Consider the following 12496-nt stretch of genomic DNA (forward strand, 5'->3'; position numbering starts at 1 on the left):
GCCGGCCGGGATGCCGGCAGCTCGATGCGCCGGGATCCTAGCCATGCTCTCCTGCGCCGGGAGGGGACGGAGACGTGCCAGCGGGAACGGCGTCCGGAAGTAGAATCCGTGCCTGCGTTTCACGTGAAACGCCCGAGCGAAGGCGGCAGGGCTTATGGAGACCGCGCGACGGGAACACGCGCACCCTCCGAGGCGGCGGCGGAGGCCAGAGGCCAAGTCCCGGGAAGGGTGCTGACGACGGATCTCCGCACTGACGTTGGAGGCGCCCTTGGGGATGACGGAGGTGGGCGTCGGCCGAACCTGGCCAACGCTCAGCGCGGCGTCCGCCGATCGGACTGGGCGTCCCCGGGTCCGCTTGTTCGCGGGAGATGCCGCGGTTACGGAACGAGACTCGACGCACGGCACGTTTCACGTGAAACGCGCTCGCGCGGTGGAGTCGTGATTCTCAAGGATCCGGGTAGAAGGGTGCTTGAGATCATCGAATCGGAGGGGTTGGTCAACCCGGGCTCCCAGAGCGGATCTGATCGCCCGAGGGTCGGCGTTTCGGCACGCCTGAGCAGGCCCTCGACCGTAGCGTTACACAGGTGTGCTTCTTCAGACGAAAGTCCAAGCGAGTAGCGGCAGCCGCGCCTGTTGCAGCACCGGCTGCCCCCACAACAGTGCCCGACTCGTCCGCTTCGGAATCGCCCTCCGCCGTCGGGGAGGCCGCGACTGAGACGGGCGACACCGCGACGTCGAGTTCGCCCGTCGCAGTACTCACGGATCGCGCGATCCCTGCGACTGATGCGACACCGGCGAGGCAGCCGGCCGATCGGTCCGGGGAAGCGCCGACCGAGGAACCGATCCGGACGGACGAGAATGGCAATCCCTACGACGCACTGTCGTCGTCGGAGGCGAGCTCGAGCAGCGGAGCGACGGCGATCGAACGGGACGACGTCGAGTCGGCCGACGCGACCGACGCAGCGAACTCGACCTCGGGTGCTGAGCCGGCTGCCGAGGCCGACCTGGCGGTGTCGAGCTCGGGCGTTCCCGCCAAGACTTCCAATGCCTCGGGGGACGGACGGGTCCCCGCAAATCATCCGGATCGAGAAGCACCCCGAGGGGAACGATCCGAGGAGCCTGACGTCGACGGTGGGCGAACCGACGAGTCCTTCCGAAGTGCGGTCCCGACGTCCGGACCGCTGGCAGCGCCAGGATCGACGGAATCAGCTGAGGCAGGTCCGCCCGTCGACTCAGAGACGCCGGCAGGCTCCGTCCCCTCGTCCGAGGAGATGGCCCTTCCACAGCCAGTGATCGTTGACGGCCCCCCTCGCGACCAGGTCTGGGGGCAGGACCGCCTCGGCCAACAGGGTAAGGACGTCGCCGCGTTGAACCAGCTGATCGAGGCCGTGACCATGTCCGTGTCAGAGGCCGGCGAACCAGCCTCCGCTCCGGTCGAGCCGGTTCCCGCTAACAAGACGGCGGGCTCACCCGCTCGAGCAGCGACGTTGGAGCCGGCCGCCGAAACCGATGCCGCGGCGCCGACGGGCGAGGATCCCGATTCGATGGAGGAGCTGCCGTCAGACCGCCCGGTTCCCGCGGATGCGATCAAGCGTGCGAGCGAGGCGCTGGACGCGGCGGTCAACGCCGCGCCCGCGGTCATCGGACAGTCCTCGATGGCCATCGATGACGAGGCTGTGGCGTTCGTCGACGCGGAATTCACACATTTCGACGGAGAAAGTGGGTTGGAGTCCGAGCCAGAAGCGGTGGCCAGCGATTACAGTGTCCGCGTGACGGATCCGATTCCTGTGCAGAGCCTCTCCGCTCCCGGTGTTTCACGTGAAACGTCCGGGTCCGTGCAGATGCCCAATGGCACGCAGCAGCCCACGGGCGGCCCGCACGGTGGCGATGACGAGCGCCGGTCAGCCCTCATCGCAACCGTCCCGGCCGTTGACGATACGACTCCAGTCGCCGCCGAGCTCGCAATGGACGCTCGCCGACGTATCGAGCTCCAGGGGCGACGGTTCCCGCGCCCACCCAAGACCCGCATCATCACGGTGGCCAACCAGAAGGGCGGCGTCGGCAAGACGACGACGACCGTGAACGTCGCCGCCGGCCTGGCGCAGTCCGGCCTCAACGTGCTCGTCATCGACAACGACCCGCAGGGGAACGCATCCACGGCGCTCGGCATCGAGCACCGCGCAGGGACGCCCTCCGTCTACGAGGTCCTCGTCGAGGGCGAGTCGCTGGCGAGCACCGTCCAGCCGTGCCCCGACGTCCCGAACCTCTGGGGAGTGCCGGCGACAATCGACCTGTCGGGATCCGAGATCGAGCTGGTCTCGCTCGTTTCACGTGAAACGAGACTCCGTAAGGCGATCGACAAGTACCTCGCCGACCGTGTCGCGGCCGGGGAGGAGCGGATCGATTACGTTCTCATCGATTGCCCGCCGAGCCTCGGGCTCCTGACGGTGAACGCGTTCGTCGCGGGCCGTGAGGTCTTCATCCCTATCCAGTGCGAGTACTACGCACTCGAGGGTCTGAGCCAGCTGCTCAAGACCATCGACCTGATTCGCTCGCACCTCAACCCGGAACTGCGCGTCTCGTCGATTCTGCTGACCATGTATGACGGTCGCACCAACCTTGCGCAGCAGGTCGCGGGCGAAGTGCGCTCGCACTTCCCGGCCGAGACGTTCAAGACGACGATCCCGCGTTCGGTGCGCATCTCCGAGGCGCCGAGCTACGGCCAGACAGTGATGACGTACGACGCGACATCGACAGGTGCACTGGCGTACCTTCAGGCATCCCGTGAACTCGCCGAGCGTGGCCAGGGCGGTTCAAGCCCACGGCGTGCGATGAAGGCAGAAACGGTCGGAGCGCAGGACTGATGGTCCGCAGTGACGAACGGCGCGCGGTGCGCACCGTGATGATGGAGACGAAGCCCGTCCGCGCTCGGCGTCGGACCGGAACCGACGAGGAGACACGATGAGTGCGAAGCGACGCGGGCTCGGGCGGGGCCTGGGCGCCCTGATCCCGACGGGTCCTGAGCTGGAGGAGCAGGCGGCGGGGGCAGGACTCGGCGAGTCCGACGGCGCCGACGGCGCGCTGGGCGGCTCGGTCGCGACGGTGGTCGAGGAGCGGCCGGAGCCAGCCCTCGATGAGACGGACGGGATGCCGGCAAGCACCGTCCCGGTAGGAACGGTCTCCACCGAGTCGCCGGCCGAGAAGAAGACGGTCAAGAACAACGGCCCTCGTCCCAGCACCGTGAAGTGGGACTCTGCCATCGCGAGCGGGCGACTCTCGGTCGCCAACGATGCCGCGGAAGGGGGCAGCGCATCGGCGCTGGACAATACGTTCTTCAGCCGCGAGCAGGCGGACGCCAACACTGTTTCACGTGAAACACCGGAACTCCTCCCTGTGCCGGGGGCACGGTTCGCCGAGCTGCCGGTCACCTCGATCCGACCGAACACGTGGCAGCCGCGCACCGTCTTCGACGAGGGCGATCTCGATGAGCTGATCGACTCGATCAAGGAGATCGGCGTCCTTCAGCCGATCGTCGTCCGGCCTGACAAGGACCATCCGGGCGAGTACGAGCTCATCATGGGTGAGCGGCGCTGGCGTGCGACGCAGGCCGCCGAGCTCGAGACCATTCCGGCGATCGTCCGCGACACCGAAGACGGCGACATGCTTCGGGACGCGCTTCTCGAGAACCTGCACCGGTCAGACCTGAACCCGCTCGAGGAAGCCGCGGCATATCGCCAGCTCCTCGACGATTTCGACTGCACGCACGAGGAGCTCGCCACCCGGATCGCGCGCAGCCGCCCGCAGATCTCGAACACGCTGCGCCTGCTCCGTCTGCCTCCGCTGGTGCAGCGACGGGTTGCCGCCGGCGTGCTGTCGGCCGGCCATGCGCGCGCACTTCTCGGGTTGAGCGACGGCGCGGAGATCGAACGGCTCGCGCAACGCATCGTGTCGGAAGGGCTCTCGGTCCGCGCGACCGAAGAGATCGTGATGCTCACGGAGTCGGACGGCAGCGCCGGAAAGGCCCGCAAGGCCCCGCGGGCCGGAACGCGCAGCGAGGCGGTGGACGAGCTGGCCACACGCCTCTCCGACCGGTTCGAGACTCGGGTCAAGGTGGCGCTCGGCAAGACCAAGGGCCGCATGACCGTCGAGTTCGCCTCCGTGGAGGATCTCAATCGGATCCTCAACGTCATGGCGCCAGATGAGCGGGGCCTGCTCAAGCCGCCGACCAACGGCTGACGCCCGGGCGTCGACGGCCGGGCGCGACGTTCGCGAACACACACAAGCACACACGGCTCCGGGCCGGCACCTCCCAGCGGGGGATGCCGGCCCGGAGCCGTTCACTGTGTTCCGGTGCCGCGTTACCGCACGGGAGCCAGCGCCATGTCGATGATCGTGCGGTACAGGGCCGCGAGATCGTGGCCGCTCGCTGCCACCGCCTGCGGCAGGAGCGACATCTCCGTCATGCCCGGCGCGACATTGACCTCGAGGATGTGGGCCGTGCCGGACCGGTCGAGGATCATGTCGGTGCGCGACAGGTGGCGCAGGTGGAGAACCTGGTGGGCGCGTATCGCGGCGTCGGACACCAGGGTGGCCTGCTCCGCGGTGAGGCGAGCCGGCGCGAAGAACTCGGTCTCCCCGGCGACGTAGCGGGCCGCATAGTCGTAACCGCCGTCGGCCACGATCTCGACCGCGGGAAGCGCCTCGGGTCCGTCAGGCCCGTCGATCACGCTGACCGCGAGCTCGACACCGTCGATCGCCTGCTCGATGAGGGCGGTCTCGCCGTAGGCGAAGCATTCGACCATCGCGCGGGGCAGGTCTCCGGCACGAGCCACCACCGTGACCCCGAGCGCGGAGCCGCCCTCGGTCGGCTTGACCACCAGGGGGAGTCCTAGGCGCCGCACGATCGTGTCGAGCACGGGCTGCGCGCCGAGGTCCCTGAAGAGGCTCTGGGGGAGCGTCACATAGTCGGGAGTCGCGAGGCCCGCCTCGAGCAGGGCGGCCTTGGAGATCGGCTTGTTCCACACGACGCGGCTGGCACGCGGACCGGTGCCTACGTACGGCAGCCCGACCATGTCGAGCACATCGCGCACCGAACCGTCCTCGCCCGAGGCCCCGTGCAGCAGCGGCCAGACGACGTCGGGCCGCGTGTCGCGCAGGAACGTCAGGAGATCCGCGTCGACGTCGTGCACGATCACCTCGATACCGGTGGACCGCAAGGCCTCGGCGACTCGGCGCCCCGACCGGAGCGACACGTCCCGTTCGTGGGAGAGCCCACCGGAGAGGACGACGACCAGCGGACCACCGTCCGTGGCGTCGGACCCGGCGGGGCCGAAGGAAGAGTCCGCGGGGTCGCCGGACGGCGCCGGTGCGGACGGGGCGGGGGCGGAACTGGTCATCGAGGGACTCACTCGGTCGGGATCAAGGGGTCAGCCGCCATCGTGTCAGACGTACAGGTCACCCGCGTGATCTGTACGTCTGACAGGGGATGGCGGATCAGGCCAGGTCGGGTGCGGGGCCCTCGACGTCGTCCGCATCGGGGTCCAGCTGCGCCGACGTGCCGAAGATCTGCACCAGCTCGGACTCGCCGTTCACGACGCCGGCGAGTCGGCGTACGCCCTCGCGGATCCGGTCCGGCGTGGGAAAGCAGAAGGACAGCCGCATATGGTCGGAGCCGCTGCCGTCGTAGTAGAAGGCGGTGCCTGGGACGTACGCGACGCGCGCGGTGACCGCGCGGGGGAGCATGGCGCGAGCGTCGAGCCCATCAGGGAGCCGCACCCACACGAAGAACCCGCCTTTGGGCACGTTCCACGACGCGCTGGGAAGGTGCTCGCCGAGCGCCCCTACCAGAGCGTCACGACGCTCCCGGTAGAGCTCGCGGTAGTCCTTGATCTGCGCCTTCCAGTCGCACGTGTCGAGGTAGGTCGCCACGGCGAGCTGCGAGGCGTTCGACGGCGACAGGACAGCCGACTCACTTGCGAGGACGAGCTTGTCGCGCACGGCATGCGGTGCGATCACGAACCCGACGCGGTAGCCGGGGGCGAACGTCTTGGAGAACGAGCCCAGGTACAGCACGCCGTCCGTGTCGTAGGAACGCAGGGCGGGCATCGGCTCGCCGTCGAACCCGAGAAGGCCGTAGGGGTTGTCCTCCACGACGAGGACGCCGTGCCGCCGGCAGATCTCCAGCACCTGCGGGCGGCGCTCGGCGGACAGCGAGACGCCCGCGGGGTTCTGGAAGTTCGGGACCGTATAGAGGAACTTTACCCGGCGTCCCTCGGCAGCGAGGCGGGTGAGCGTCGCATCGAGCTCGGCCGGCACCAGGCCGTCGGCGTCGAGCGGAACCTGGACGACGTCGGCCTGGTAGGAGCGGAAGACGCCAAGCGCCCCGACGTACGACGGCGCCTCGGCGATCACGACGTCGCCCGGGTCGACGAAGATGCGGGTCACGAGGTCGAGCGCGGACTGTGAACCGGTGGTGACCACCACGTCGTCAGGATGGGCGGAGACACCTTCGAGGGCGACGACCTGCGTGATGTGTTCGCGCAGAACCTCCTCGCCCTGGCCCGAGCCGTACTGGAGAGCCGTCGTGCCCTTGGTGGCGATGAGTCGTTGCATCGTCTCGGCGATGACGTCCAGGGGGAGGCCCTCGAGGTACGGCATACCGCCCGCGAGAGATACAACCTCGGGGCGGTTCGCCACGGCGAAGAGTGCCCGGATCTCGGAGGCGCGCATGCCGTGCGCTCGCGCCGCGTACGAACCGAACCACGGGTCGAGGCGGTTACCGGGAGTCTCGGGAAGCTCGTTCACGCGCCCCAGTCTCGCATGTGGGTGGTGTGCGGCCCAGTGTCCGTTCGTGGCGAAACGGTGAGATTACGCGGCTGGGACCCGGTTCGAGCCCGGATACCGACCCGGCTACGACACAGCAGAACCCGCCCGACGCAGAAGAGCGCGTGTCCCGCACCGGGCCTGGCCGGAACCAGGTGGAACGGGACACGCGCTCTGCCGAGCAGCGCGAGCTGTGGTCAGCTCTCGAGGACCTCGTCGATCTCGGCGGTCAGCGCGCGCTTGGGGCGGGCACCGATGATCGACTTCACGACCTCGCCGCCCTTGTAGACGTTGAGCGTCGGGATCGACACGATGCCGTAGTCCATGGCCGTCTGGCGGTTCTCGTCCGTGTCGAGCTTGACGATCTTGATCTTGCCCTCGTACTCGTCGGACAGCTCTTCGAGGATCGGCGCCACCATGCGGCACGGCCCGCACCACGTGGCCCAGAAATCGACAAAGACAGGGATGTCAGAGTCGAGGACCTCGGTCTTGAAGGTGTCGTCGGTGACCTTGATGGTGCTCATTCAGCATCTCCTTGTTCGTGGTCCCGTGGGGGCCGAATGGGGCGGGGCCGGTTGGAGCCGGCCGAGAGATCAGTCGTTCAGCGAGTCCAGGAACGCCTGCGCGTCGAGCGCCGCGGAGCAGCCCGAGCCGGCGGCCGTGATCGCCTGGCGGTAGGTGTGGTCGACGGCGTCGCCGCAAGCAAAGACGCCGGGAAGGTTGGTGCGAGTGCTGCGGCCCTCGACGACGATGTAGCCGTTCTCGTCCAGGTCGACCTGGCCCTTGACCAGGTCGGTGCGGGGCTCGTGGCCGATCGCGACGAACAGACCGGTCGCGTCCAGGTCCCGCACCTCGCCCGTGACGGTGTCGCGCAGGCTGATGCCCGCGACCTTGCTGTCGCCGTTGATACCCGCGACCTCGCTGTTCCACGCGAACTCGATCTTCGGGTCCGCGATGGCGCGCTCGGCCATGATCTTCGAGGCGCGCAGGTCATCGCGGCGGTGCACCACGGTCACCTTGGACGCGAACCGCGTGAGGAAGGTGGCCTCCTCCATCGCGGAGTCGCCGCCGCCGACGACAGCGATGTCCTGGTCGCGGAAGAAGAACCCGTCGCAGGTGGCGCACCACGAGACACCGCGCCCCGAGAGGCGCTTCTCGTCGGGGAGCCCCAGCTCGCGGTAGGCCGAGCCGGTAGCCAGGATCACCGAGCGGGCCCGGTAGGTGTCGCCGCCGCCCGTCACGATGGTCTTGATGTCGCCCGTGAGCTCGACCTGCTCGGCGTCGTCCCAGATGACCTGGGCGCCGAACCTCTCCGCCTGCTCGCGCATGGCATCCATCAGGTCCGGTCCCTGGATTCCGGCGGGGAAACCGGGGAAGTTCTCCACCTCGGTGGTGTTCATCAGGGCGCCACCAGCGGTGACCGAGCCAGCGATGACGACCGGGGCGAAGCCTGCCCGCGCCGCGTAGACGGCTGCGGTATATCCCGCGGGGCCGGACCCCACGATCACGACGTCGAGCACGGGGGTGTCGGTGTTCCCGGCAGCCGGAGCGGTGGTCTGTTCGGTCAAGGCGGTCTCCTCGAGTTCCATGGGCACACGCAACAACACGCGAGCGGGTCCCAGTGTTCCAGCCGATGGCGTCCATGGCCCCATCGTGGGCGTGAGTCGCGCCACACAATATCGACAGATTTCGATGCATGGGGAGTGGCGGGGGCATGAGTAGAGCGCGAAGTCGCCCGAACGCTTGCGCGGGAGCGTTCACGGGCGGCAGGGCGCCCTCCACTCCGGGACAGATGCTCCCGCGCAGCATTCGGGCGACTTCGCGCCCTACTCATACCCCCAGGGTGGGTTAGCTGAGGACTACCTCGTTCAGTTCCAGGCGGAAACCGTCAGAGACCTGCGGCAGCTCGGTGATCCAGATGGTGAACGAGTCGCTCTCCACCGGCTCGGTCAGGTCGAACGTCGTGGTGTCCGCGAAGGTGCCTTCAGCGAGCACCTCGCCGCCCGCGCCGCCCTTGAGGATCTGCACCTTGCCACCAGGCGTGTTGGTGAGCAGCTCCACCTTGGTGACCGAGGCCGGCTCGCGGAGCTTCAGCTCCATCCCCAGCGAGTCCTTGAACCCGCCGAACGCCGCCTGCTGGTAGGTGGTCGTGAAGTAGAAGGACTGGGGATCGGCGTCGAAAGCGCGCTCGACCGCCTCGGGGTGGTCGATGGTCTGACCCTCCCACTCGAGCGTGCCCAGCAAGGCCGCCGAGTCGATCAGCGGACGTGCTTCCGTCTGTGCGGGCGGGGACGGCTCGGCGCTGCCCTCGCCCTCCTCGCCCGCGCCGGTCGCGGAGGCGGACACCGTAGGCGTCGGGCTCGCGTCGGCGATCAGCTCGGGGGGCGGCGAGAGCACGGCGTTGATCGCCCAGATCAGGCCGGCCACGACGGCGACGCCGACGAGGCCGAGCACGATCGGCGTCGGGTTCACGCCGCCTCGCTTGGGTGCGGGCTGGGTGGCGAAACCGCCGTCCTGCTCGTAGTAGCCGCCGTTGGGGTCGTAACCGCCGGGAGCGAACTGCGGTGGGTACTGCTGCGGCGCGCCCTCGGGGGCGTACTGTGCCTGGTCGTACCCCGGCTGGGCCGGAACGAGGGGCTGGCCGAACTGGTCGTAGCCCTGCGGTGCGGCCTCCGGGGGAGGCGGCGGCACCGGGGCATGCTGTCCGTAGGCCTGCGGCTCGTAGGTGTACTCGTTCTGCGGCTCCGGGTAGCCGGCGGGCACGGCGCCCGCCCCCGTCGCGATTGTCTCGTCAGTGCGTGCGATCCGGCCGGAGACGGGGCGCCGCACGGGCGGTGCTCCCTCGCCGCTGAAAGCGTCCGCGATCGACTGTCGTCGCGGACCCTCCGGCTCGGGCTGCACAAATCCAGGCAGCGATGCCACTACGGAAACCTCTCCCCACGGCGCCAGGGCCGTGGTCACGTCGTCGGGGTTCATCGGTCCGTCGGTGCCGCCGGACGCGTTGAACGTCCGGCCGACCAGGGCATCGATGGTGGTGTCCACGTGGGGAACCAGCGTGGACAGCGGCGCTACTGCGCCGGAAGCGTCGAGCTGCGCGGGCAGCGGGATCAGTGTGTCCTTCGCGATCCAGTCGGCCTCGAGGTCCTGGCCGGGCCAGCGCGCCGTCATCGCGTAGTAGAGAAGAGCCACCAGACCCTGGGCGTCGAGCTGCGCGGGCTTGCCGTTGAGGGTATCGCCTGAGGCGAGGCCGCCGTCGAGACCGAGGCCCGTGAGGCGGACCTGATGGCCGTCGACCCGCACTGCCTCCGGGCGCAGCGCGGTGTGGTGCACACCGCGGGCATGCGCGACGGAGAGGGCGGCTGCCGCCTCGCCGACGATCGCCCGGGCCTGCTGCTCGTCCACCAGGCCGCTCGAGACGATCTCGGTCAGCGTAGTGCCGGTGTGCGGTTCGGTGACGACGTACTTGCGGTTGTCGGAGTCGGACCCGGCGTCGAGCACGCGGACGAGCCGGGGGTCCGTCACGAGCGCCGCGCGGCGGGCGGAGTCGAGGGCATCGCCCGCGTACGGGCCGGTCACGAGGGTGACGCGGACCTCGCGGTCCAGGATCAGGTCGTGCGCCTCCCAAGCGGTTGCCGCGGCAAGGTCGGTCGACGACTGCTGGCCAAGCCTGTATCTCTCGACCAGCACGGTGCCTGGCTCGACGGTGCTCACGCGGACCTCCTCGCTCGCTCGGGGGACAGTAGCAGGTGCGTGACCACGGGGGTCAGGCACCGTCGCCATGCTACGCGGAACCGCTGACAACCCGCCGAAATGTCGCCTGAACGCAACGAAAGCGCAGATCAGTGATCTGCGCTCTCGTCACGGTGACGCGTTCGTCACGGCGACACCTTCGGTGCGGCGATCGAGCGGGGTCAGCGCTTGAAACGCGACAGCACGGGGCTGAGCAGCCGGTCGAGCTCCTTGACCCGCAGCAGACGAAGCAGCACCACGTAGACGAGGAGCATGACCAGGCCGCAGAGCGCCGACACCCACAGGCCGCTGAGCATGGTGAGCACCCAGCCGCGGCCGAACGACAGCACGTCGAACCCGCCGACGAGCTGGTAGACGCCCCACCCGGCGAGACCGGAGAGCACGGCGGCGAGGAGCGCCTTGGCGTGCAGGAGGAGGACGCGGCCACCGTCGAGCCGCCCGCCGAGCTTGGTGCGCAGGCCGCGCGTGCGCAGGAGCACCGTGACCCAGTTCGAGAGGGCGTAGGCGCCACCCGCGGCGACCACCCACATCCCGATCGGCAGCCAGATCTGCGCCGCGACAAGCCCGATCACCAGCATGGACGTGGACGGAACGGTGATCCAGAAGACCGAGCGGCCGTCCTCATACGCGTAGTAGACCCACTTCATGAGGGCCATCGCACCGAGCGGTACCAGGCCGAACGAGAGGGCGATCAGCACGGGGGCGATCAGGGCGGTGCCCTCCTCGCCCGCCGTCGGGACGATGAAAGCCGTGGCCGGTGCGGCCAGCACGGTGAGCGCGGCGGTGGCGAACACCGTGAAGACCCCGATGGTGCGCAGGCCCAGGGAGAGGTCGTCGCGGACGCGGTCGGTGTCGCCGTCCTGGGCGGCCTTGCTGATGCCCGTGAACAGGGCCGTCGCGATGGAGACCGTGACCAGCGAGTGCGGCAGCAGGTAGATGAGGAGTGCCTGTGTGTACGAGCCGTTACCGGCGACTGCCTCAAGCTCAGTGCTCGCCGCGCCCGCCTCGGACGCCACCCGGGTCAGGTAGAGGATGCCGGCCTGTTCCAGGACCACCGCGGCGAACGTCCACAGGGCCACCGACCCGGCAGCGCGCAGACCGATGCCGCGCAACCCGAGCCGGAAGCGCCAGCGGAAGCCCGAGCGCAGCAGCGGGACCAGCAGCACCAGGGCCTGTGCGGCGATGCCGAGGGTGGCCGTGCCTGCCAGCAGGATGGTGCGCGGCGTGTCCCACTGGGACAGGTCGTTGATGCCGAGCTCGGGCGCGGTGCCGAACACGATGAGGAAGATGCCGAACCCGATGACCGAGACCACATTGTTGGCCACCGGCGCCCACATGAACGGCCCGAACTGCTCGCGCGCGTTCAGCACCTGGCCCAACAGCGTGTACAGGCCGTAGAAGAACAGCTGGGGGATGCACCAGTAGGCGAAGATGGTGCCGAGGGCGAGCTCCTCGGCGCTCCAGCCGTCCGTGTAGAGCATCACCACCCACGCCGACGCGCCCGTGAGGATCGCGGTGATGGCGAGGATGCCGACGGCGGAGACCGTGAGCAGCTTGTCGATCCGCTCCTGCGCGTTGTGCGCGCGGAACGCCTTCACGATCTGCGGCACCAGGACGGCGTTCAGCGCACCGCCGGCGAGGATCGCGAACAGCACGTTGGGCAGCTTGTTCGCGACGTCGAACGCGATCGCGACGCTGCCGAACGAGCCGATGGCGGCCACCAGCATCATGTTGCGGACCAGGCCGCCGAGGCGGGAGGCCGCGGTGCCGGCCGCCATCACTATCGAGTTGCGGCCGAGACCCCGGGACGACGGCGGTGTGGCGGGCGTGCCCGTGCCGCTCGCGCCCTCGAGGCTGGGGTCCGACGCTGGGTCGGCTGCTGCGGTCACGGTCTTCTCCTGGGTCAAGCGACTACTCCCGTGGT

At 69.1% G+C, this 12496-nt stretch carries 9 protein-coding genes; 2 read left to right on the forward strand and 7 right to left on the reverse strand.

The genetic code is table 11. From position 1 onward, the window contains the following. Positions 1-868 precede the first annotated feature (868 nt). On the reverse strand, positions 869-1036 hold the full coding sequence (locus EW117_RS29445; RefSeq protein WP_165362689.1) for a hypothetical protein: 168 nt from the start codon (positions 1034-1036) through the stop codon (positions 869-871). 619 nt (positions 1037-1655) lie between these two features. On the opposite strand from EW117_RS29445, the gene EW117_RS13920 reads away from it, so the two are divergent. Together EW117_RS13920 and EW117_RS13925 are read left to right on the forward strand one after the other, a co-directional pair. Continuing rightward, positions 1656-2864, forward strand: coding sequence for an AAA family ATPase (locus EW117_RS13920; RefSeq protein WP_422890933.1), 1209 nt, complete (start codon positions 1656-1658; stop codon positions 2862-2864). A gap of 97 nt (positions 2865-2961) precedes the next feature. Next, positions 2962-4236 carry a ParB/RepB/Spo0J family partition protein gene (locus EW117_RS13925; protein ID WP_129787328.1) on the forward strand — a complete coding sequence of 425 codons (1275 nt, stop codon included), beginning with the start codon at positions 2962-2964 and terminating at the stop codon, positions 4234-4236. A 122-nt stretch (positions 4237-4358) separates the two neighbouring features. On the opposite strand, the gene EW117_RS13930 is transcribed toward EW117_RS13925, so the two are convergent. From EW117_RS13930 to murJ, 6 genes are all read right to left on the reverse strand, one after another. After that, positions 4359-5396, reverse strand: a complete 1038-nt coding sequence (locus EW117_RS13930; RefSeq protein ID WP_129787329.1) for a D-alanine--D-alanine ligase family protein — start codon at positions 5394-5396, stop codon at positions 4359-4361. A gap of 97 nt (positions 5397-5493) precedes the next feature. Continuing rightward, positions 5494-6804, reverse strand: coding sequence for an aminotransferase class I/II-fold pyridoxal phosphate-dependent enzyme (locus EW117_RS13935; protein WP_129787330.1), 1311 nt, complete (start codon positions 6802-6804; stop codon positions 5494-5496). Positions 6805-7019: 215 nt separating this feature from the next. Further along, the gene (trxA, locus tag EW117_RS13940; RefSeq protein ID WP_129787331.1) at positions 7020-7346 is read right to left on the reverse strand and encodes a thioredoxin; all 327 of its coding nucleotides are present in this window, start codon (positions 7344-7346) and stop codon (positions 7020-7022) included. A 69-nt stretch (positions 7347-7415) separates the two neighbouring features. Then, the gene (gene trxB / locus EW117_RS13945; protein ID WP_242504288.1) at positions 7416-8411 is read right to left on the reverse strand and encodes a thioredoxin-disulfide reductase; all 996 of its coding nucleotides are present in this window, start codon (positions 8409-8411) and stop codon (positions 7416-7418) included. A gap of 259 nt (positions 8412-8670) precedes the next feature. Next, complete coding sequence (locus tag EW117_RS13950) at positions 8671-10533, reverse strand: protein kinase family protein (RefSeq protein ID WP_129787333.1); 1863 nt, start codon at positions 10531-10533, stop codon at positions 8671-8673. A gap of 200 nt (positions 10534-10733) precedes the next feature. Next, positions 10734-12461, reverse strand: coding sequence for a murein biosynthesis integral membrane protein MurJ (gene murJ, locus EW117_RS13955; RefSeq protein WP_129787334.1), 1728 nt, complete (start codon positions 12459-12461; stop codon positions 10734-10736). Positions 12462-12496 lie beyond the last annotated feature (35 nt).

Origin of the sequence: Promicromonospora panici, from assembly GCF_900608595.1 — a bacterium.
Classification (GTDB): Bacteria; Actinomycetota; Actinomycetes; order Actinomycetales; family Cellulomonadaceae; genus Promicromonospora; species Promicromonospora panici.

What these genes read in the sequence shown, in the direction of transcription:
- trxB (WP_242504288.1), bottom strand. Translation starts at nt 8,411, where the DNA reads ATGGAACTCGAGGAGACCGCCTTGACCGAACAGACCACCGCTCCGGCT.
- EW117_RS13930 (WP_129787329.1), bottom strand. Translation starts at nt 5,396, where the DNA reads ATGACCAGTTCCGCCCCCGCCCCGTCCGCACCGGCGCCGTCCGGCGAC.
- EW117_RS13925 (WP_129787328.1), top strand. Translation starts at nt 2,962, where the DNA reads ATGAGTGCGAAGCGACGCGGGCTCGGGCGGGGCCTGGGCGCCCTGATC.
- trxA (WP_129787331.1), bottom strand. Translation starts at nt 7,346, where the DNA reads ATGAGCACCATCAAGGTCACCGACGACACCTTCAAGACCGAGGTCCTC.
- EW117_RS13920 (WP_422890933.1), top strand. Translation starts at nt 1,656, where the DNA reads ATGGCCATCGATGACGAGGCTGTGGCGTTCGTCGACGCGGAATTCACA.